Below are 20,759 nucleotides of genomic sequence, written 5' to 3'. Positions count from 1 at the left end.
TTGTTATCATGTCAGAAGATATAACATCGAAATAGAAAATATTTGCCTTTTCCAAATTTTTCTGATATAATCAGACAATATTCTAACAAAGGAGAGAAAATATGAAGAAAAAAATCATAGCTTTTCTGCTAGCATTGTTCCCTATCTTTGCCTTAGGAACAACTATTCATGCGGATACCATCAAAATCGTATCTGACACGGCTTATGCCCCATTTGAATTTAAAGATTCCGATCAAACCTATAAAGGGATTGATGTAGATATTATCAATAAAGTTGCTGAAATCAAAGGCTGGGCATATGAAATGTCCTTCCCTGGCTTTGACGCTGCTGTCAATGCCGTTCAAGCAGGACAGGCCGATGCCATTATGGCAGGTATGACCAAGACTGCTGAACGCGAAAAAGTCTTTACCATGTCTGATACATATTATGACACAAAAGTTGTCATCGCAACGACCAAGGCTAATACAGTAAAATCCTACGATCAGCTCAAAGGAAAGACTGTCGGAGTCAAAAACGGTACAGCTGCACAACGTTTCCTTGAAAAAATCAAGGACAAATACGGCTTTACTATCAAAACATTTGATACAGGCGACCTTATGTACAACAGCCTAACAGCCGGAGCGGTTGATGCGGCCATGGATGACCAACCCGTTATCGAGTATGCAATCAGCCAAGGACAAGATTTGAAAATCTCAATGAAGGGTGAGGCCGTTGGTAGCTTCGCATTTGGTGTCAAAAAAGGCAGCAAATACGAATATCTGGTGACGGAGTTTAACGAAGCCTTGGCTCAGATGAAAAAAGATGGCACCTTGAAGGACATCATCACCAAGTGGACTGCCGCTTCTGGCACTTCAACCAACTCAGCAGTACCAGAGACGACAACCAAGTCTGGACAAAAAGCCACTCCAGTCAAAGCTAAATATACGATTGCCAGTGACTCATCCTTTGCTCCTTTCGTTTTCCAAAATGATAGCAACCAATATACTGGTATTGATATGGACTTGATCAAAGCCATTGCCGAAGACCAAGGTTTTACACTGGAAATCTCTAACCCTGGCTTTGACGCTGCCATCAATGCTGTTCAATCTGGTCAAGCTGACGGGATGATTGCTGGGATGTCTGTGACAGAGGCCCGCAAAGAAACCTTTAATTTCTCTGAACCATACTACACTGCTAACTCTATCCTTGCGGTGACAGAATCAAGCACTATTAGCTCCTATGAAGACTTGAAAGGAAAGACCGTCGGAGTCAAGAACGGTACAGCCTCTCAAACCTTCCTCGTCGAAAATCAAAGCAAATACGGCTACAAAATCAAAACTTTTTCAGACGGTTCTTCTATGTATGATAGTCTGAATTCTGGCTCAGTCGCTGCTATTATGGATGATGAGCCCGTTGTCAAATATGCCATCAATCAAGGCAAGAAAATGAAAACGCCAATCGAAGGAACCCCTAGTGGTGAAGTTGCTTTTGCAGTAAAAGCAGGCACCAACCCTGAGCTCATCGAGATGTTCAATAATGGTTTGGCTAATCTAAAAGCGAATGGTAAATATCAAGAAATTCTTGATAAATATCTCTCAGCTGAGAAGGATAATTCCACAACCGTTGATGAAACAACTATCTGGGGACTTCTCCAAAACAACTACAAACAACTGTTGAGCGGACTTGGAATTACCATTGCTTTAGCACTGATCTCCTTTGCGATTGCCATGGTGATCGGGATTATCTTTGGGATGTTCAGCGTCAGCCCAATCAAAGCGCTTCGCATCATTTCAGAAATTTTTGTTGACGTTATTCGTGGTATTCCACTTATGATTCTGGCTGCCTTCATCTTCTGGGGAATTCCAAACCTCATTGAATCTATGACTGGTCACCAAAGTCCGATTAACGACTTCGTTGCAGGAACAATTGCACTGTCACTCAATGCTGGTGCATATATCGCTGAGATTGTTCGCGGAGGGATTCAAGCCGTTCCGGTCGGACAGATGGAAGCTAGCCGAAGTCTAGGTATCTCGTATGGAAAGACCATGCGCAAGATTATCCTGCCTCAAGCAACCAAGATCATGCTACCAAACTTTGTCAACCAGTTCGTCATCGCTCTCAAGGATACAACTATCGTATCAGCTATCGGACTTGTTGAACTCTTCCAAACAGGTAAAATTATCATTGCCCGTAACTATCAGAGCTTCAAGATGTATGCTATCCTAGCAGTGCTTTACTTGGTCATCATCACACTCTTAACAAGATTGGCTAAACGCTTAGAAAAGAGGATTCACTAATGGCTAAATTAAAAATTGATGTTAATGATTTACATAAATACTATGGGGAAAATGAAGTCCTAAAAGGGATTAGTGCTAAGTTTTATGAGGGAGATGTTGTTTGTATCATTGGTCCTTCTGGATCAGGTAAATCAACTTTCCTACGTAGCCTGAACCTGCTTGAAGAAGTAACTAGTGGAACCATTACTGTCAACGGTTATGATTTGACAGACAAGGCTACCAATGTGGACCATGTTCGTGAAGATATTGGGATGGTCTTCCAGCACTTCAACCTCTTCCCACACATGACCGTCCTGCAAAATATCACCTTCGCTCCTGTTGAGCACAAGCGAATGAGCCAAGCTGATGCAGACAAGCTTGGTATGGAGCTCTTGGAGAAGGTTGGGCTGGCAGACAAGGCTGATGCCAAACCAGATAGCCTGTCAGGAGGACAAAAACAGCGGGTGGCCATCGCTCGAGGATTGGCTATGAACCCAGATATCATGCTCTTTGACGAACCGACTTCTGCTCTCGACCCTGAAATGGTTGGTGACGTTCTCAACGTTATGAAGGATCTAGCTCAGCAAGGTATGACCATGCTGATCGTGACTCACGAAATGGGCTTTGCCCGTCAGGTTGCTAATCGCGTCATCTTCACTGCTGACGGTGAATTCCTAGAAGACGGCAAACCAGACCAAATCTTCGATAACCCTCAGCATCCACGTCTCAAGGATTTCTTGGACAAGGTGCTTAATGTATAAACATGACGAATCCTGAAAGTAATCTTTCAGGATTTTTATTGACTTATTTTGCCCTTTTTGCTAGACTAAAGGTAGAATGATTTCGGAGGTACACGGAGACATGAAAAATTAAGTCTATTTTTTAAAGGAAACTTTATTTAGTAGATTTTGTCATGTTTCTGCATATCTGCGGGACTTTCGTTTTTTTGTGCTTTCAAGCTTCTATTTGCTTATATTTAGATCAATCCTGTCACTCCTATGACAGTGCAAGCCGGAAGCCTATAGACGAATAAGCCTACTTGGACACTTATGTGTCTGCTTTGTGCAATCTCAACAGCTCTGCTAAATAAAGCAGGGCTGTATTTTGTGTTATAAAACGAAGGAGATATCTATGCTGCAAATAAGAAATCTAACCATTACCCACTTAAAAGACCTGAAGGAGCTGGTCAAAGATCTGACACTGACCATCAATCAAGGAGACAAGGTCGGTATTATCGGTGAGGAGGGCAATGGCAAGTCCACCCTGCTCAAGCTTCTGCTAGACGAGGGACTAGTCAGCTCCTATGTCAGCTACAGCGGACAGATTGATAAGTTCTATACTGCTGCTGTTTATCTGCCCCAGCAACTGCCTTCAGAGGATGCCCAACTGACGCTCAATGACTATTTCTTTGCTGATTTTGAGACAGAGCTGGACTATGCCAAGCTCTATCGCTATGCTGGGGAGCTCAACTTTGACAGCCAGCGCTTTGCCAGTCAGCAGCGGCTCTCTAGCCTATCTGGAGGAGAAAAGCTCAAGGTCCAACTCATCAAGAAACTAGCCAGCGATTGGGACATTCTCTTTCTTGATGAGCCCTCTAATGACCTCGATCTCGAAACTCTGACTTGGCTGGAAAACTTTATCAGCCACAGCCAAAGAACGGTCCTTTTCGTCTCTCATGACGAACACTTCCTCGCTCAAGCCGCGACCAAGATTGTTCATCTGGAGCGAATCAAAAAGAAGCAGGAGGCTAGAACCAGCGTCAAAAGTCTGGACTACGAAAATTACCGGCAGCAGCGTCAGGAGGCTTTTGAAAAACAAGGTCAATTGGCACGGAAAGAGCGGGAAGAACACGCCAAGACCATGGAAAAACACCGACGGGTTAAACAAAATGTTGAAAATGCCTTGAGAAATACCAAAAATGATGTCCAAGGCCGACTACTAGCTAAGAAGATGAAAAACGTCCTCTCGCAGGGCAAACGATTTGAAAAAGCAGGCGCTGAAATGACCGAAATCCCAACACAGGAAGATGTCATCAGCCTTCACTTCTCAAACATAGAAGCTCTGCCATTGACCAAAAGAATCCTAAAATTAGAAGGAATGAAACTAGAAGCAGACGGACGACAGCTAGCGGAGAACTTGACTCTGGAGGTCTGCGGCCAGGAAAAAATTGGACTGATTGGTGCTAATGGTGCTGGCAAGTCTACTCTACTTAAGGAAATATGGAAGATTCTGCGTGAGCGGACAGACATGCGGGTCGGTTATATGCCCCAGCATTATGGCGACTTGCTGAATGATGAGAGCAGTCCCTTGGACTTTCTAGCTCCCTCTGGTGACAAGGCTCAGGAAGAGAAAATCCTGACGCATCTAGCCAGTCTCCAGTTCACGCGTGACGAAGCCCGTCACCCGATTGGGCAGCTTTCCGGTGGTCAAAAAGCCAAGCTACTCCTGCTCAAACTAGTCCTAGACCGTCCCAATGTCCTCCTTCTGGACGAGCCAACTCGCAACTTCTCTCCCACCTCTCAGCCCCAGATTCGCCAGCTTTTGGCGACTTATCCTGGTGCTATTATCGCTGTCTCACACGATCGGGTCTTTCTCAAAGAAGTCTGCCAGAAGATTTATAAACTGACAGAGACAGGGTTGGAGGAAGTTAAACTATAAGCAAAAAGAGTTGGAAATTCCAACTCTTTTAGTTTTGTTTAGCATCAATCTGTGAACTTTAATAAAGCTCCCCTTCTAGTCCTGCGCCGTCTGCATTTGGTAATAAACACCTCTGGCTGCCATGAGCTCCTGGTGATTCCCATGTTCGACGATATTGCCATCTACCATGACGAGGATGATGTCAGCATTTTGAATAGTGGACAGGCGGTGGGCGATGATAAAGCTAGTCCGTCCCACCATGAGCTTGCTGAAAGCCTCCTGAATCAAGACTTCTGTCCGAGTATCGATGGAGGAAGTCGCCTCATCCAAGATTAGGATTTTAGGAACAGCCAGGAATACGCGCGCGATAGTTAATAGCTGCCGCTGACCTTGAGAAAGGGAATCCCCAGCATCCGCCAGATAGGTGTCATAGCCCTGAGGCAGCTGCTGGATAAAGAAATGCGCATTGGCCGCCTTGGCAGCTGCAATGACCTCTTCTCGGCTGGCGTCTGGCCGGCCAAAAGCTATGTTGTCATGAATGGTCGCCGTCTTGAGCCAAGTCTCTTGCAGTACCATACCAAACTGCTGACGATAAGAGGCTCTGGTGTAATGCGTAATGGGAACATCGTCTAGCGAAATAAGACCACTATCAACATTGTAAAAGCGCATGAGGAGATTGATCAGGGTTGACTTGCCAGCACCAGTTGGCCCGACAATGGCGACCTTGCTAGCTGCCGGAATCCTTATATTCAAATCCTGAATCAGCTCTTTTCCAGGCTCATAGCCAAAAGCCACATGCTCAAAGCTAATCTGTCCTCTGACATCTTCCGACTGGAGGATTTCCTGACCAGACTCTGCTATTTCTTCTTGGTCCAAAACGCTGTAAATCCGCTCCGCACAAGCTAAAGCGCTCTGCAATTCTGACATGACTGACGATATATCATTGAAAGGCTTGGTGTACTGGTTGACGTAGTTGAGAAAAGTTACCAGCTGCCCAACCGTAAAACCTGTTCCCTGAATGATTCGGACAGCCCCAAAGCCTACAATCAAAGCATAAATCAGGGCATTGATAAAACGAGTCGAAGGATTGACCGTTGATGAATAGAAAATAGCCGCCTGAGAATAGTCCGCATAGGTTTGGTTGCTGCGAGTAAAAGCTGTATCAAACTGCTCCTGGGCATTAAAGGCCTGAATCAGACTTTCCTGGGTCAGACTTTCCTCAATCAGCTGGGTCTGTGCCCCTCTAGCCTCCGTCTGACGTTGGAAAAAGCTAAAACTTTTTCTAGCAATAAAGCGAGCTAAAAAAAGAGAAAGGGGCGTCAAAAGCAGAACCAAAAGCAGAAGGAAAAAGTCCAATCTGGCCATGCTAATGATGGTCACTAAGATTGTCAGCAAACCCACAAAAAATTGATTGAAAACCATAAGCAGGCCATTGCTGAGCTGCTCCAAGTCCGTCGTCACCCGACTAACCAAGTCGCCAGTTCCCTGCCGATCCAGATAGGCCAATGGCAGATAGTGTACTTTCTTGATAACGCCTTGACGGAGCTGCTGACTGTAGCGATAGACCAGCTGATTATAGAGCAAGGGATTGAGCCACTGAATCAGCGTATTGACTAAGATGACCAACAGCATCTGGCCCAAAATCGGCATCAAATGTTGCTCCGCTTGAGGGAAAAGAACGCTGTCAACCGCATTCCCGATTAAAACTGGAAGAAGAACAGTCAGAGCCACTTGAGCCACCGTTCCCAGACTAGCTAGGAGAAAGAGCCAGCGCGCCTGCAGCAAATCTCGAGTCAAACGCCTCAAGCTGCTAGATGATGTCTTATGTTTCATGCTTTCCCTCCTCTCCTTGACTATGCTGTGAGTGATGAATTTCTTGGTAAATGGCAGAGCTGACTAAGAGTTCCTCATGGCGACCAAGAGCCACCTGTTCTCCCTTATCTAGGACTAAAATTTGATCCGCTGAGCGCAAGCTATTGGTCCGCTGGGAGATCAAGACCAGACTGGTCTCAGTCAATTCATTCTTAATAGCCTGCAGGAGTCTAGCCTCTGTCAAATAGTCCAGAGCTGAAGTCGTATCATCTAAAACCAAGAAAGGGGCCCTCCGCAAGACAGCTCTGGCAATGGTTAAACGCTGACGCTGACCGCCAGAAAAATTTCGGCCAAAAGCTTCTACAGTCGCATCCAAGCCACCTTCCTTCTGAGAGACAAAGTCCGCCGCTTGAGCAATCTCCAAAGCCTGCCACAAGTCTGCATCTGTTGGCTTGGTTGACAGTCCTAAAGTCAGATTGGAGCGAACAGTTCCTTGAAAAAGCTCCGCCTTCTGAGGCACCAGACTAATCCAAGACCGCCATTCGCTGAGATTTTTAGGACTGCGTCCTTGGGAAAAGATGGTCAACTGACCAGCAGCCACAGGATAGAGATGAGCCAGTAGCTGAACCAGAGTAGACTTACCTGAGCCTGTTCCGCCAATAACACCTAAAGTCTGACCTCTTTTCAAATCAAAAGTCAGACCAGTCAAGGCTGGACTAGCTGCATTTGGATAAGAAAAACTAACCTGCTGGACTTTAATGGCTTGATCTAGCAGAGCTGTTTCCTGCACTAATTCCAGCAGGACATCTTCTTCTGCTTGCTCGAAGACCTGACTAATGCGGCCTGCACTGATATAGCTTTGATTGAGTGAATTGACTAGCATAGCCAGCTTGAGCAATTCCACCAAAATTTGCAATAAATAATTGACCAAGGCCACTAGCATCCCTTGGGTCAGCAACCCTTTGCCAATAAAAGTATTCCCCTGCCAAATCACAGCAATCAGAGTAGCATTGACCGTAAGAAAGGTCAGAGGACTAATCAGACTAGCCAGAGCTCCCGTCCTGATTTGCCATGTCTTATAGAGCTCGTTGCGATTGCGAAAGGTCTGAACCTCGCGCTGGGTCTGACCGAAAGCTCGAATAACCCGCATGCCCTGTAGCTGCTCACGAGTCAGATTGACCAGTTGGTCTGTCAGCTGACGAATCTTAGCATAGAGAGGGTTCATCAGACGAGACATGAAAACGATAATAGCCGTTAAAATTGCCACCATGAGCAAGAACCACAAGGTAATGACCGGACTGATAGTAAAGGCCATGATGATGGAGCCGAAAACAATGATAGGCGCCCGCAGAAAGAGACGAAGAAATTGATTGATTCCCGTCTGAATCTGATAGGTGTCGCTCGTCAGTCGAGTCACCAAGCTAGAAGTCGTCAGCTCATCCCGACTGGCCTTGGGCAAGCGCAGGATTTTTTGATAGAGGTCGCTTGTCATCTGACGAGTAAAGCCCACTGCCGCCTTTGACGAATAATACTGGGCCACCACTGCTACCACCACACCCAGCGCAGCCAAGTCCATCAAAAGAAAAACCATCCAGTAGAGATGGGAGCTGTCGTGTCTAGGAATGGTCTCATCCACAATCCCCGCAATCAAAAGCGGAACTAAGAGTTCAAAACTAGCTTCCAAAAGCTTGAACAAGGGCCCTAGCAAAGACTCCCTGATATAGCCCTTGAAATATTTCAATAAATCTTTCATACTGCCTACTTCTCCATTAAACTGTATTTATTTTACCATAATTTTCAAAGGCTAAAAAATATTCTCTTTCTGTCCAGCAGAAAGAGAACATTGATATTAGACTTCTTGTAAGCTCTGGCTTATTTTCTTTAGACCCATATACAAAAACGGTGTCACTGCTAATAAGAAGCCGCCTAAAACTATAAAAGTCCAGTCGAAGCCAAGATTATCAATCAGCCAGCCTGTCAGAGGGAAGATGACAATCATACTCAGGCTGAACATCATAGAGTAGACACTGAGCATAGTCGCCCGCACTTCACTTGGCAGCTGCTTTTGTAAATCATTGTCAAAAATCGGCTGGAAGAGAGCGTACAAGGCGTTGCTGATTAGATAAACCAAGATATAGATGATTGGCGTGCCAAAGTAGGACAGCAGGTAGGTCACTCCAGTCAGAAGTACCAATAATGGAAAAAGTTTCAAGGCAGAATACTTCTTTCCAACCTTGCTGGCCAGATAGACTGCCAAGATATTCAAGACACTACCAATCAGCATGACCAGCGAAATCTGCCAATCTTTTAAGTCAGGCAATTGATTTTGGTAGTAAAAATAAAACATGCACATGAGCGTTCCGATGATTTGAGACAGAATCATCCAGATAAAAAGGCTGGGATTTCTCTGTAACTCCTCTTTGACAGCCCAGATAATTTTTTTCATGGTCAGACGCTCCGATTTCTCTGCCTTGACACTTGGCTCCTTCAGCATCCAAGTCAAGAAAAGAACGACGATAGAAGTGCCAATCATGATATAGTAGGTCAGATGCAATTGTCCATGGACAAAAAATCCGGCCCAGACCGTTCCCAAAGACTGGGTCGCTTCAGCCACCCCAGACATGAAGCTGGAGATGGATAAGTAACGTTCCTTGAGTCCGGCTTCCACAGACGAATCATAAACCATAGCTGCGCTTGTACCCGAATCAAAATTATAGGACCAAGCACTGATCATCATAGCCAGTGCATAGACCCAAAAGTTCCCCTGCCCCACCAACATGAGAACAGAAGACACAATCCCAGCTATTCGGCTCAGATAAAGATTGGTCTTGTAGGAAAAGCGATCCGCCAACATCCCAGAAGGAATTTCACAAATGACACTAGTGGCATGAAAGATACTTTCCAAAAACCCAATCTGCCAGAGGGACATGCCATTTTGACTTAGAAATAAAATCCAAAAACTGGTAATGCCTAGAAAGGCAAAAAATTCTACTCCGGCCATCAGACCGATATTTTTCCGATAACTTCTTTTAAACATATTTTCTCCTTTAACAAGTGTTTTTCCATTTCTATCCTTTATCACTTGTTAATCCGCTGTTTACATGATCTCCACCTCTTCTTTCTAGTGCTTTGAAGAGGCTGGGACAAAAGTCCTAGCCTCTCAATTGTCTTTGGATTGTCGAGAAAGACGCAGTGATTGAGTGGACTCTACTACGCTGATTTCATCAGCTTTTACAGCCCTACTCAACTATGCGGAGGTGGGACGACGAAATCGAATTCTAACGAATTACCGATTTCTGTCCCACTCTCATTGATTTTAAGGTTTAATACGGTGCAGCATACGTGGGAATGGAATGGCTTCACGGATATGCTTGGTACCTGCTACAAAGGTTACCATACGCTCGATACCGATACCGAAGCCACCGTGTGGAACAGATCCATACTTACGAAGATCCAAGTAGAATTCATATTCTGATGTATCCATACCAAGCTCTTCCATTTTAGCGACCAGTGCGTCGTAATCTTCTTCACGCATAGAGCCACCGATGATTTCGCCATAGCCTTCTGGAGCAAGCAAGTCTGCACAAAGGACGCGATCTGGATTTCCTTCCACAGGCTTCATGTAGAAAGCCTTGATGGCTGCTGGATAGTTCACGACAAAGGTTGGTACACCAAAGTGGTTTGAAATCCATGTTTCATGCGGTGAACCAAAGTCATCGCCATGCTCAAGATGTTCGTAGTCCGCATCCTCATCATTTTCATGGGCTTGCAAGAGATCAATCGCCTCATCATAGGTAACGCGCTTGAATGGCTCTGCAATATAGCGTTTCAAAAGCTCAGTATCACGTTCCAATGTTTCCAAAGCTTGAGGAGCACGGTCCAATACACCTTGAATCAAGACTTTGACATAAGCTTCCTGCAAGTCGAGTGACTCATCGTGAGTAACAAAATTATACTCCGCATCCATCATCCAGAACTCTGTCAAATGACGGCGAGTTTTTGATTTTTCTGCACGGAATACAGGTCCAAAGTCATAAACACGACCCAGAGCCATAGCTCCTGCTTCGAGGTAAAGCTGACCAGATTGGCTCAAGTAAGCTGGAGTTCCAAAGTAGTCGGTTTCAAAGAGTTCAGTCGAATCCTCTGCCGCATTTCCTGACAAGATTGGGCTGTCAAACTTGATAAAGCCATTCTTGTCAAAGAATTCATAAGTAGCATAGATGATGGCATTACGGATTTGCATCATGGCTACTTGCTTGCGAGAACGTAGCCACAAGTGACGGTTGTCCATGAGGAAGTCAGTTCCGTGTTCTTTCGGCGTGATTGGATAGTCATTTGATTCACCGATAATTTCGATATCTGTAATATCAAGCTCGTAGCCAAATTTTGAGCGCTCGTCTTCTTTGACAATCCCTGTCACATAAACAGACGTTTCTTGGCTCAAGCGTTTGATCGTATCAAACTTCTCAAGTCCTACTTCTTCGCCAAATTTCTCAATAAAGTTAGGCTTGAAAGCTACACCTTGGAAAAAGGCAGAACCATCACGCAACTGCAAGAAAGCGATTTTCCCTTTTCCTGACTTGTTGGCCACCCAAGCACCAATCGTTACTTCTTCACCAACATGATTTTTCACATCAATAATTGTTACATTTTTCTTCGACACGTTTTTTCTCTTTTCTATTTTTATTCTTTGTGGCAGACTACTTCGACATTATTTCCATCTGGATCCAAGACAAAGGCTGCATAGTAAGGTAGATGATCACTTCGATAATCAGGTGCACCATTATCTTTTCCACCCGCCTTCAAACCCGCCTCGTAGCAAGCTTGAACCTGCTCGTGGTTTTCTGCAAAAAAAGCGAAGTGAATAGGAGACTGCTCCCCTTTCCCTAACCAAAAATCTCCACCAGGATGAGGACTATTGGGGGCAACAAAACTGAGTAGAGAGTCAGTTCTAAAATCCAATTCGTAGCTAAGAGGAGCAAGAAAGCTTGTATAAAAGTCTTTTGAAATCTGTAAATCCTTTACTTTAATTTCAAAATGATCAATCATTCTTACTTCTCCATAAAATTCTTGAGGCGTTGAACCGCTTCTTTTAGTGTATCCATGTCAGTCGCATAGCTGAGGCGGACATTTTCTGGCGCACCAAATCCGTCTCCTGTCACTAGAGCCACACCTACCTCTTCTAAAATCGCTGTGGTAAAGGCTGTCACATCGGTATAACCTTTCATTTCCATCGCTTTTTTAACATTTGGGAAGAGATAGAAGGCTCCCTGAGGTTTGACAACTTCAAAGCCAGGCACTTGAGCCAGCAAAGGATAAATAGTATTCAGGCGTTCTTCAAAAGCCAATCTCATATTTTCGACCGTATCCTGACTGCCCGTCAAGGCTTCAATAGCTGCATATTGCGCCACCGCTGTTGGATTAGAAGTCGTTTGCCCTGCAACCTTGCTCATGGCTGAGATAATTTCAGGCTCACCTACTGCATAGCCAATCCGCCAGCCCGTCATAGAGTAGCTCTTGGAAACACCATTAATGACGACTGTTTGCTTGCGAATTTCCTCTGACAGACTGGAAATCGGCGTAAATTTATTACCATTGTAGACCAAACGACCATAAATATCGTCAGCTAAGATCAGGATATCATGCTCAACAGCCCAGTTTCCGATAGCTAGCAGCTCTTCTGCAGTATAAATCATACCAGTCGGATTGGACGGAGAGTTCAGAACCAAGACCTTGGTCTTCTCAGTACGGGCAGCCTCCAACTGGGCCACCGTCACCTTAAAGTTGTTTTCCTCTGTCGCTTGAGCAAAAACAGGCTTTCCTTCGGCCATCAAGATCTGGTCGGCATAGCTGACCCAATAAGGCGTCGGAATGATGACTTCATCTCCTGGATCAATCACGCTCATAAAGAAGGTGTAAAGAGAGAACTTAGCACCCGTTGCCACTATCACTTGATTAGGCTGAATCTCATAGCCATAGTACTTGGCAAAATAGTCTACAACCGCTGCTTTTAGCTCAGGCAGGCCACTTGTCACCGTATAAAAACTAGCTCTGCCATCTTCAATCGCTGCCATCGCTGCTTGTTGGATATTCTTAGGTGTCGGAAAATCCGGTTCTCCCAAGGTCAAAGAAAGGATATCCCTACCTTCCGCTTTCAAAGCTTTCGCTCTGGCTGCCGCCGCCAAAGTCACACTTTCTTCCATATTTAAAACACGATTGGATAATTTCATAGCCCCTCCTTGCTGAGCAATGTCTTGCTTTCAAATCCGATATTGTAATAAGTGCTTCCAGACTTAATTTCCCAAACAGGCTGACCGTCTAAGTAACCAAAAGTGGTCTTGTCAATAGAGGTCGCTCCATTTTCCTTGGCTACTTGCTCTGCCTCTGCCTGACTCATCCCATCTTGCAAGCGATAGACATGGATTTTGTTGGAGTTTTTGGAAATCAGAACAGCTTCTTCCTCTTTTTTACTAGTTTTCCCAATCAAACTATAGTAGGACTCTTTGCCATTGTAAATCGAAAAGCTTGTCAGACTTTCCAAATCTGCATATTCCTTAGCAATTTTTTGAGAGCCCTCCTTGGCTGACTGCCAAGGCTCGATAGCAAGGTGCAATATCGTAAAAAATGAAAAAACAAGCGCCGTTAGGACTAGGAAAAGCCCAATGGCATAGTGCCTTATAGGAAATTTAGCCCTTTCTTTAATTTTATGTTTCACTGAATCATTATACTACAAATAACCTGATTTTTCTAGGACTTTTATCACATTTGCATTTATTACTACTTATTGATAAAATGTTGCTATGAAAATAACTGAAAACCTAGACAATGATACTCTACTTGACCTCAAGACAATTATCGTTCTCCATAAGGCGGAGCGCACCATTCGTAATCTCGAAGCTCAAATTTTTAAAAAGCATAATTTGACGCCAACCCAATTTTCCGTTTTGGAAACCTTATATAGTAAAGGAGAACTGCGGATTCAAGATTTAATTGACAGCATGCTGGCTACATCGGGAAATATGACGGTCGTTATCAAAAACATGGAAAGAGATGGCTGGATAAGTCGCAGCTGCGATCCCAATGACCGCCGCTCCTTTCTCATCCAACTAACCGACCAAGGCCAAAAAAAGATCGAGGCTGTCTTGCCAGAGCACATCGCCAATATCCGCCATATGACTGCATTCCTCTCCCAAAAAGACAAGGAAGATTTGGTGCGGATTTTAAAAACTTTCAAAAAGCTGAGCTAAATTATTGCTAATTAGTGATAATTGTTGTAACATAGATAGTAACAGGAGGGACACCTCTTAAATAAAGATAAAATGGAGGACACATTTATGTCTAAAGTACTATTTATTGTTGGATCACTTCGTCAAGGTTCATTCAATCATCAGTTGGCAGCACAAGCAGAAAAGGCTCTAGCTGGCAAAGCTGAGGTTTCCTATCTGGACTACAAGGATGTACCATTCTTCAACCAAGACCTCGAAAGTCCAGCTCCAGCTGCTGTTGCCAAGGTTCGTGAAGAAATCCTTGCAGCTGATGCTATCTGGATCTTCTCACCTGTCTACAACTGGGCCATCCCAGGCGTGGTGAAAAACTTGCTCGACTGGACTTCACGCGCACTTGATTTGTCAGATCCAAGCGGCCCTTCTGCTCTCAATGCCAAAGTGGTAACTGTTTCATCTGTTGCTAACGGCACTTCACCTGATGAGGTCTTCAAGCACTACCGTAGCCTCCTTCCATTCATTCGTATGAATGTGGTTGATCAATTTACTGGTGTCGGTATCAACCCAGAAGCTTGGGGAACTGGCCAATTAGTCCTTTCAGAAAACAAGCTTGCTGAGCTTTCTGCCCAAGCAGATGCCCTCCTAGCAGCTATCAACTAAGATAAAATAAAAACATGAAGCAAGATTTCCGAGAAATACTGCTTCATGTTTTTTTATTTTAAGATAATGGCTGCGACGATTGGACTGACAATTACATACATAATCCCTGTCACTCCGATTGCAAGACCTGCCATAGCTCCAGCAACATGTCCATATTTGAAAGCTGTTCCTGTACCAACTGCATGTCCTGTACCACCTAAGGCCAAGCCAACTGCTACTGGATCCTTAATTTTTAGCAGTTTAAGAATAGTCGGTCCCATGACACTTGTCAAAATACCTGTCGCCACAACGACCACCAAGGTAACAGTTGTCAAGCCCTGCATTTTATCAGTAATGCCCACTGCCATCGCTGTTGTGACAGATTTTGGGAATAGGGAAATCGCTAAAAAGAAGTCCATCCCAAAGAATTTTGCCAGCAGAGCCGTGAAAGTCGTATTGACCACTACAGCGACAAAGGTTCCTAACAGGATACTGCGAGCGTGGTGTTTCATCAAGTGGAAGGTCTTATAAAGCGGAATTCCTAAAGCAACCGTAGACGGTACGATTAAATTGTTCAAGTAAGCCCCACCGACATAGTAGTCCTTATAAGAAATTCCCGTTAATTTCAAAAAGGCAATGACCAAAATCGCTGCTAAAAGGAGAGGCGTTGTCAAAGGATGTGGAAATCTGCGGAAAATCAGCATCCCAATGAGGTAGGCCAAAATGGACAAGGCGAGGCCAAATAGCGGATTGCTCCAAAGATTAGACATGATCCATCCCTCCTTCCTCATAATCGCCTTCAAAATGCTGCTTGATGAATTGTACGACAAGGGCAATGACGATCACATTTAAAACAATGGCACCAAGAATAATCAAAACAATCGGTAGCAGATATGGAGCAATCACGTGAAATTTATCCATAATACCAACCGCCGGCGGCAGAAAAAGAATGGTCATATTGGCCAACAGAAAGTTACCGACCATACTGACATGGCGGAGCCGCAATAACTTAAACTGCAAAGCAAGAAATAGCAAGATTAAGCCGATAATACTACCTGGAATGGGAAGATGGAAGACACTTGATATCCCCTCTCCAATGATGGAAATCGAGAAAATAATCATCAACTGGACATATAACTTCATGCAGAACCTCCGAAACTTTCTATGTACAGTTTACTCCTTTTCAGAAAAATTTCAAGGTTTTTCTCAAATAAAAAAGATGGAAACGAATCCATCTGATTGCTTGCATACTATCCTTACTTCTATAATCTGCGGGTCTAGCATGAAACAAAGTGATTATCATTCTTCGTCCTGCTATCAAAAAAACGCCTTGGGGCGCTTCTTGAAATACAACGGAAGACATGGGATTCGAACCCACGCACGCTTTTACACGCCTACTGCGTTTCCAACACAGCCTCTTAAGCCTCTTGAGTAATCTTCCATAAAAGAGAAAGACTTGCTTTCTCAAAACTTTATCCATTATACCACATTGCAGCTCCAGCCGCTATACTTTCCGTTATATTTTTTCGAAATTTCTATTAATTCCCAAACATGTTGGTTGATGCTATGGAGCTCAGTAGTAGCTAATCGTGATATTTCCAGTTTGTAAGGTCGAGGATCGCCTTCTTCTTTTCCACTAGAAGAAATATCATAATCAAGAGCAGAGGCATCCCCCATAAAGGAAACACGATCATCGTAAGTCTCAAAACTAAACTGATGCCTGATTTCCCGTAGTTGACTATGATCGTCCCCTTCTTTTTCTAGGCGATACCAGATACGCTGGTTTAAAATAGATTGGTACTCATATTCATTTGGATACAAGAAGTCAAAGTATTGTTTCCAGTCAGGATCCACCAGAGTAGCTGAACTATATTGATATTTCGAAAATTGCTCCATTACTTGAGCAATAATCGGCATGTGCCGCTCTCTATCTTTCAAATAGTAATAAAATTCTATATGACCATCTGTGATGACTACTCCGACATAGATAGCCGCAATGCGCTTCATCGCTTCTGAAAGACGATCTTCGATGAGGTTCAAATCAGAAAATTCGTCATAATCTGGAAACCCTGTCTCTGGATCAACATTCAAAATAGCAATTCTCAACCGTAGTGCATAAGTATAGGATGAATAGGGAGCGATAGAATTCAACGCTAAATTTAGACGGATACTAGCCATTCGGTCATCAATAAGGGTCGAAAAAGAGCCCCATTCATTCGGAAGATTTTCTAAATCAACAGAAACTTCCTCAATGGGTAGATGACTATCTTGACTCTTCCCTAAGATTTTTCCAAAAAAACTCATATCATCAAAAACCTCATTTACATATCCCTATGGAGCCGGTGGGAGTCGAACCCACGTCCAAACACCTGCCAACACATTTGTCTACGACCATAGGCCATGTCTTCATTTAACTCAGCTTTGACACATGGCTCAAGCCCAAACTAAGCGAGTCTATCAATCTCTTGTAAAATCCCTAGACTTGATTTTACCGTAGCTTGCTCATAATAAGACCGGTCATCAGACACAAGCAATCCGAATCAGGTCACGCTGGCTGGTTTTTAGGCAGCTAAAGCGTAAGAATTGTTATTTTTTGCAGTTATATTTAACTGGCGTTTTACATCCGCTAGATGAGTCGCAAAATGTGCCGCATAATGCCTGTCGAATCCGTAACGACCCCAAGACAAGTAACTATTATACCAAAATAATGTCCTAATTGCAAAAATCAGGATAAAATTACTCCAAAGATGCTAAAATTCCCTTGATATAAGGCACCAAGGGGATTTAACTACATATGATCTTTTACTGCAACTGCTACCATTCTAGCCTTGGCTCTTGGCTGTCCTGCTACTGACATCTCCATCACGATAATAGCTTTCCTTGCTCCCAATTCCTCAAGCCGCGAAGTAACGATGATTTCCTGATCAATAGGCGTCGGGCTCTGGTAATCAACTTCTAAACGGGCTGTGATAAAGCGTCCAATGACTGTATCTTGAGTCAAGTCCAAGCCTTTTTCTTGATGGGCAAACCAAGCTGCTGAAGCCGTTCCATGGCAATCAAAAATCATAGCAATCATGCCACCAAAAAGATTGGCCGGCACACCACCAGTATAGTGAGATTCTGGTCGTATTCTAGTGATACATTCCTTCCCATCCAAGCTAGGATAAGTCTTTAAATGCAGGCCTAGCTCATTCTTAGGGCCGCAGCCCCAGCAATGTTGAAATCGGTCGCCATATGTATCTTGAATAGCAATCTTTCTTGTTTCTAAAGTCATACCAGTTCCTTTCATTTTTTCTTGTAAGCGTTTTTTGATTAGTATATCAGCCTTTGGAGCAATAGTAAATAGAAAGCAAGGCCAATATATTTTAATTGTTGCTATAATCTGATTTTATAAGTTTTCTACCTCTTTCTTGAATTAAAAATACTCATTTTTAGCCTTAATAGCCTTTCTAAAGCATAGAAAAACCAAGAAGGCCCGATATGGCTTCTTGGTTTCCTCTAATTTTATAACTTCTTCTATTAAAATAGTTCCTGAATCGGTTCAAAAATAATCCGTTCAATATCAGACAAGTAGATAGAGAGTTGTTGCTGCTTATTAAAGAAGGCTGATAATAAATCATTGCCTTGGATTTTATCTCCAAAACTCTGCATCTTTTCTTGAATGTCTGGAGTCGGCATTTGACCTGTTTGAGCCAGTTGCTGCAGCTCTTTCTGGAAAGCTAGATAGTCATCAAAAATAGCCTTGGCTTCACTATCCGCATTGATAGCCTGCTTGCTTTCTACCACAGCTTTGTACTCTGGCATTTCGCGAAGTCCTCGACTGAGTTCATTGGCTAAATCATAAATATTTGACATAGAGTTCTCCATTCTATATTAGTCTACGGACACTAGGTAATCCGTATTTTCTTTTACTATTTTAGCAGATTTTTCCAAATCTTGGCGATTTTTAAAGGTGATTTGCAGAATACCGTGGGTATCTTCTCGGTTTTCCTCGTTGATACGAATGTTGACGACTGAAATTCCGCGCAGAAGCTCCAAAATACCCAAAATCGCATCTTCTTCGTCAGGCACCTCAATAAAGAGGTCGTAAAAGCTATCCACACCAGCACGCTTATGAATTTCCATCTGCTTGCGGCTCTGCCGTCCTCGATCGAAAAATTCCCAGATAGCTGTCTCATCCTTGGCCTCAATCGCTGCGGCCACCTTGTCTAACTGCTTTTTAAAATCTTCCAGCCGCTCCAAAATGGCTTGAGGATTTGTCAAGAGGATAGAGGTCCACATACCCGGCTCACTCTCCGCAATCCGTGTCATATCTCGAAAACCACCGGCTGCAAAAGACTGGGTTAGCTCATGCTCTTGGCTATAAACTGCCGCTTGCTCCATCAGGCTGGAGGCTAGGATATGCGGAAAATGACTGATTTGACTGGTCACTCGGTCGTGCTCGGCTGCATCTACCTGAATAAAGCGGGCATGAAGACCACTCAGCAAATCTTTCATTTCCTCAAGCGTACCAGACTTGGTCAGGCTAGAGGGCGTGAAGATATAATAGGCATTTTCAAAGAGGGTGACATGGGCTGCCTTGGCTCCGGTCTTGTGACTTCCGGCCATCGGGTGAGCTCCGACAAAGCGGATGGGCTTATTCTGCAGATACTTTTCTGCTGCTGCCACAATCTCAGCCTTGGTTGAGCCAGCATCTGAGATGATAACATTTTCCTTCAGGTTCAGCTCCGCTAGATTCTTGATAAATGCTATGGTCTGCTTGATGGGCACAGCCAGAATAATCACATCAGCCAATGGAGCAAAGGCGGCAAAATCATCCGTCACTCGGTCTACCATTCCACGTTCCAAGGCGACTCTGCGCGATTCTTCACTTCGATTATAGCCAAGAATCTCTATCTCAGGATGAGCTCGCCTGATGCCCAGAGTCAAGGAAGCTCCAATCAGTCCCAAACCTGCGATATAGACTGTTTTTCTCTCCATGCCCTTCTCCTTACTTCTAAAAGTTCTTGACAAATTCCCGGTGGCAGGCTACCGCATCCTTTAGTTCTTCTAAATTGTCTGAAGAGAATTTCTCCAGAACTTCAGTGGCTAAAACTGTTGCCACCACGCTTTCCATGACTACACCCGCTGCTGGCAGAGCCGTTGGATCGCTCCGCTCCACTGTCGCCTTATAAGGCTCGTGGGTCTCAATATCCACGCTCATCAATGGCTTGTAAAGAGTTGGAATAGGCTTCATGACACCTCGCACCACGATTGGCTGACCATTGGTCATACCGCCCTCAAAGCCGCCTAGATTATTAGTTCTGCGAGTGAAGCCATCTTCCTCAGTCCAAAGGATTTCATCCATGACTTGACTACCCTTGAGACGGCCAGCTTCAAAGCCCACGCCAAACTCGACTCCCTTGAAAGCGTTGATGGACACCACTCCCTGAGCAATCTTGGCGTCCAGCTTCTTGTCCCATTGGACATAGGAGCCCAGACCAACAGGCACACCGCCAACAACAGCCTCAATGACACCACCGATGGTATCCCCGTCTTTCTTAATCTGATCAATATAGGCCTTAATCTCTTCTTCGCGCTCGGGATTGACAATGGAAACCTCCGACTGGGCGGCTCTTTCTTTGATTTCTGCTACAGTCAGATTGTTCGGTACATCAATATCAATGCCACCAAAGGTCACGATATGACTGGCCACCTCTACACCGATTTCTTCCAGCAAGCGCTTGGCTACTGCTCCGACTGCCACACGCATAGTCGTTTCACGCGCAGAAGAGCGCTCAAGGGAATTTCGCAAATCGTCAAAGCGGTATTTCATACCACCAACCAAGTCCGCATGGCCAGGGCGTGGTTTAGTAATCTTGCGCAGCCCTTTTTTCTTTTCATCCACATCCGCCGCACTCATAATCTCCAGCCATTTCTGATGATCCAGGTTCGTGACATTTAGGGTAATCGGGCCGCCCATGGTCAAGCCATGCCGAACCCCAGACGTAATCTCGACTTGGTCGCTCTCAATCTTCATGCGGGCACCACGGCCGTACCCACCCTGACGGCGCTTGAGCTCAGCATTGATATAGTCAGCGGTCAGAGGAAGACCAGATGGCACTCCCTCAATAATAGCTGTCAGACGTGGTCCGTGGGATTCTCCTGCTGTTAAGTATCTCATACATTTCTCCTATTTCTGGGATGGAAGGAT

The 20,759-nt window shown here is 44.4% G+C and carries 19 protein-coding genes, 1 tRNA gene and 1 other RNA gene; 5 read left to right on the top strand and 16 right to left on the bottom strand.

The features are described 5' to 3' along the window. Positions 1 to 101 precede the first annotated feature (101 nt). The 3 genes from D8791_RS09160 to D8791_RS09150 all read left to right on the top strand — a co-directional run bounded on the left by D8791_RS09160 (position 102) and on the right by D8791_RS09150 (position 4,913). Positions 102 to 2,276 (top strand): ABC transporter substrate-binding protein/permease, encoded by a 2,175-nt coding sequence (locus tag D8791_RS09160; RefSeq protein ID WP_125370544.1) that lies wholly within the window; start codon positions 102 to 104, stop codon positions 2,274 to 2,276. Then, on the top strand, positions 2,276 to 3,016 hold the full coding sequence (locus D8791_RS09155; RefSeq protein ID WP_005590533.1) for an amino acid ABC transporter ATP-binding protein: 741 nt from the start codon (positions 2,276 to 2,278) through the stop codon (positions 3,014 to 3,016). Before D8791_RS09160 ends, D8791_RS09155 begins: the two co-directional genes overlap by 1 nt. A gap of 370 nt (positions 3,017 to 3,386) precedes the next feature. Then, positions 3,387 to 4,913: an ATP-binding cassette domain-containing protein gene (locus tag D8791_RS09150; protein ID WP_125447450.1), complete on the top strand. Its 1,527-nt coding sequence runs from the start codon at positions 3,387 to 3,389 to the stop codon at positions 4,911 to 4,913. 75 nt (positions 4,914 to 4,988) lie between these two features. On the opposite strand, the gene D8791_RS09145 is transcribed toward D8791_RS09150, so the two are convergent. The 7 genes from D8791_RS09145 to D8791_RS09110 form a co-directional block, all read right to left on the bottom strand. Continuing rightward, positions 4,989 to 6,725: an ABC transporter ATP-binding protein gene (locus D8791_RS09145; protein ID WP_125447448.1), complete on the bottom strand. Its 1,737-nt coding sequence runs from the start codon at positions 6,723 to 6,725 to the stop codon at positions 4,989 to 4,991. Further along, entirely contained in the window at positions 6,715 to 8,457 is a 1,743-nt protein-coding gene (locus D8791_RS09140) for an ABC transporter ATP-binding protein (protein WP_125447447.1), read from the bottom strand. The genes D8791_RS09145 and D8791_RS09140 overlap by 11 nt, the downstream gene beginning before the upstream one ends. A 96-nt stretch (positions 8,458 to 8,553) precedes the next feature. Continuing rightward, positions 8,554 to 9,741 carry an MFS transporter gene (locus D8791_RS09135; protein WP_125447445.1) on the bottom strand — a complete coding sequence of 396 codons (1,188 nt, stop codon included), beginning with the start codon at positions 9,739 to 9,741 and terminating at the stop codon, positions 8,554 to 8,556. Positions 9,742 to 10,020: 279 nt separating this feature from the next. Beyond that, positions 10,021 to 11,367 carry an asparagine--tRNA ligase gene (gene asnS, locus D8791_RS09125; protein WP_125447444.1) on the bottom strand — a complete coding sequence of 449 codons (1,347 nt, stop codon included), beginning with the start codon at positions 11,365 to 11,367 and terminating at the stop codon, positions 10,021 to 10,023. A 20-nt stretch (positions 11,368 to 11,387) separates the two neighbouring features. Beyond that, positions 11,388 to 11,753 (bottom strand): VOC family protein, encoded by a 366-nt coding sequence (locus D8791_RS09120; RefSeq protein ID WP_125382653.1) that lies wholly within the window; start codon positions 11,751 to 11,753, stop codon positions 11,388 to 11,390. Positions 11,754 to 11,755: 2 nt separating this feature from the next. Then, a complete protein-coding gene (locus tag D8791_RS09115; RefSeq protein ID WP_125447442.1) occupies positions 11,756 to 12,934 on the bottom strand; it encodes a pyridoxal phosphate-dependent aminotransferase in 1,179 nt (392 codons plus the stop codon). Continuing rightward, complete coding sequence (locus D8791_RS09110) at positions 12,931 to 13,419, bottom strand: cell wall elongation regulator TseB-like domain-containing protein (RefSeq protein ID WP_125447440.1); 489 nt, start codon at positions 13,417 to 13,419, stop codon at positions 12,931 to 12,933. The genes D8791_RS09115 and D8791_RS09110 overlap by 4 nt, the downstream gene beginning before the upstream one ends. 85 nt (positions 13,420 to 13,504) lie before the next feature. Here D8791_RS09110 and D8791_RS09105 point away from each other — a divergent pair, with 85 nt between their 5' ends. Together D8791_RS09105 and D8791_RS09100 are read left to right on the top strand one after the other, a co-directional pair. After that, complete coding sequence (locus D8791_RS09105; RefSeq protein ID WP_125447438.1) at positions 13,505 to 13,951, top strand: MarR family winged helix-turn-helix transcriptional regulator; 447 nt, start codon at positions 13,505 to 13,507, stop codon at positions 13,949 to 13,951. Positions 13,952 to 14,038: 87 nt separating this feature from the next. Next, positions 14,039 to 14,587, top strand: coding sequence for an NADPH-dependent FMN reductase (locus D8791_RS09100; RefSeq protein ID WP_125447436.1), 549 nt, complete (start codon positions 14,039 to 14,041; stop codon positions 14,585 to 14,587). A gap of 53 nt (positions 14,588 to 14,640) precedes the next feature. Here D8791_RS09100 and D8791_RS09095 read toward each other — a convergent pair whose 3' ends face one another. The 9 genes from D8791_RS09095 to aroC all read right to left on the bottom strand — a co-directional run bounded on the left by D8791_RS09095 (position 14,641) and on the right by aroC (position 20,729). Then, on the bottom strand, positions 14,641 to 15,336 hold the full coding sequence (locus D8791_RS09095) for an LrgB family protein (protein WP_061422692.1): 696 nt from the start codon (positions 15,334 to 15,336) through the stop codon (positions 14,641 to 14,643). Beyond that, on the bottom strand, positions 15,329 to 15,709 hold the full coding sequence (locus D8791_RS09090) for a CidA/LrgA family protein (protein ID WP_045499562.1): 381 nt from the start codon (positions 15,707 to 15,709) through the stop codon (positions 15,329 to 15,331). The genes D8791_RS09095 and D8791_RS09090 overlap by 8 nt, the downstream gene beginning before the upstream one ends. 210 nt (positions 15,710 to 15,919) lie before the next feature. After that, positions 15,920 to 16,007 (bottom strand) — tRNA-Ser (locus tag D8791_RS09085). Between the two features lie 38 nt (positions 16,008 to 16,045). Next, a complete protein-coding gene (locus D8791_RS09080; protein WP_125447434.1) occupies positions 16,046 to 16,870 on the bottom strand; it encodes a DUF695 domain-containing protein in 825 nt (274 codons plus the stop codon). Between the two features lie 27 nt (positions 16,871 to 16,897). After that, positions 16,898 to 17,246: a transfer-messenger RNA gene (gene ssrA, locus D8791_RS09075) on the bottom strand. Between the two features lie 108 nt (positions 17,247 to 17,354). Next, a complete protein-coding gene (locus tag D8791_RS09070) occupies positions 17,355 to 17,840 on the bottom strand; it encodes a thioesterase family protein (RefSeq protein WP_125447432.1) in 486 nt (161 codons plus the stop codon). A gap of 245 nt (positions 17,841 to 18,085) precedes the next feature. Beyond that, entirely contained in the window at positions 18,086 to 18,421 is a 336-nt protein-coding gene (locus D8791_RS09065) for a YlbF/YmcA family competence regulator (RefSeq protein WP_048765128.1), read from the bottom strand. 18 nt (positions 18,422 to 18,439) lie between these two features. After that, positions 18,440 to 19,546 carry a prephenate dehydrogenase gene (locus D8791_RS09060; RefSeq protein ID WP_125447430.1) on the bottom strand — a complete coding sequence of 369 codons (1,107 nt, stop codon included), beginning with the start codon at positions 19,544 to 19,546 and terminating at the stop codon, positions 18,440 to 18,442. A 16-nt stretch (positions 19,547 to 19,562) separates the two neighbouring features. After that, on the bottom strand, positions 19,563 to 20,729 hold the full coding sequence (aroC, locus tag D8791_RS09055; protein WP_125447429.1) for a chorismate synthase: 1,167 nt from the start codon (positions 20,727 to 20,729) through the stop codon (positions 19,563 to 19,565). Positions 20,730 to 20,759 lie beyond the last annotated feature (30 nt).

The sequence above is a fragment of the Streptococcus cristatus genome (assembly GCF_003943515.1).
In the GTDB taxonomy this organism is placed as follows: Bacteria; Bacillota; Bacilli; order Lactobacillales; family Streptococcaceae; genus Streptococcus; species Streptococcus cristatus_D.
Note: the sequence above shows the minus strand (reverse complement) of the source record. Positions and strands in the feature narration are given on the sequence as shown.

What these genes read in the sequence shown, in the direction of transcription:
- D8791_RS09160 (WP_125370544.1), top strand. Translation starts at nt 102, where the DNA reads ATGAAGAAAAAAATCATAGCTTTTCTGCTAGCATTGTTCCCTATCTTT.
- D8791_RS09155 (WP_005590533.1), top strand. Translation starts at nt 2,276, where the DNA reads ATGGCTAAATTAAAAATTGATGTTAATGATTTACATAAATACTATGGG.
- D8791_RS09150 (WP_125447450.1), top strand. Translation starts at nt 3,387, where the DNA reads ATGCTGCAAATAAGAAATCTAACCATTACCCACTTAAAAGACCTGAAG.
- D8791_RS09145 (WP_125447448.1), bottom strand. Translation starts at nt 6,725, where the DNA reads ATGAAACATAAGACATCATCTAGCAGCTTGAGGCGTTTGACTCGAGAT.
- D8791_RS09140 (WP_125447447.1), bottom strand. Translation starts at nt 8,457, where the DNA reads ATGAAAGATTTATTGAAATATTTCAAGGGCTATATCAGGGAGTCTTTG.
- D8791_RS09135 (WP_125447445.1), bottom strand. Translation starts at nt 9,741, where the DNA reads ATGTTTAAAAGAAGTTATCGGAAAAATATCGGTCTGATGGCCGGAGTA.
- D8791_RS09120 (WP_125382653.1), bottom strand. Translation starts at nt 11,753, where the DNA reads ATGATTGATCATTTTGAAATTAAAGTAAAGGATTTACAGATTTCAAAA.
- D8791_RS09115 (WP_125447442.1), bottom strand. Translation starts at nt 12,934, where the DNA reads ATGAAATTATCCAATCGTGTTTTAAATATGGAAGAAAGTGTGACTTTG.
- D8791_RS09105 (WP_125447438.1), top strand. Translation starts at nt 13,505, where the DNA reads ATGAAAATAACTGAAAACCTAGACAATGATACTCTACTTGACCTCAAG.
- D8791_RS09100 (WP_125447436.1), top strand. Translation starts at nt 14,039, where the DNA reads ATGTCTAAAGTACTATTTATTGTTGGATCACTTCGTCAAGGTTCATTC.
- D8791_RS09095 (WP_061422692.1), bottom strand. Translation starts at nt 15,336, where the DNA reads ATGTCTAATCTTTGGAGCAATCCGCTATTTGGCCTCGCCTTGTCCATT.
- D8791_RS09090 (WP_045499562.1), bottom strand. Translation starts at nt 15,709, where the DNA reads ATGAAGTTATATGTCCAGTTGATGATTATTTTCTCGATTTCCATCATT.
- D8791_RS09080 (WP_125447434.1), bottom strand. Translation starts at nt 16,870, where the DNA reads ATGAGTTTTTTTGGAAAAATCTTAGGGAAGAGTCAAGATAGTCATCTA.
- D8791_RS09070 (WP_125447432.1), bottom strand. Translation starts at nt 17,840, where the DNA reads ATGACTTTAGAAACAAGAAAGATTGCTATTCAAGATACATATGGCGAC.
- D8791_RS09065 (WP_048765128.1), bottom strand. Translation starts at nt 18,421, where the DNA reads ATGTCAAATATTTATGATTTAGCCAATGAACTCAGTCGAGGACTTCGC.
- D8791_RS09060 (WP_125447430.1), bottom strand. Translation starts at nt 19,546, where the DNA reads ATGGAGAGAAAAACAGTCTATATCGCAGGTTTGGGACTGATTGGAGCT.
- aroC (WP_125447429.1), bottom strand. Translation starts at nt 20,729, where the DNA reads ATGAGATACTTAACAGCAGGAGAATCCCACGGACCACGTCTGACAGCT.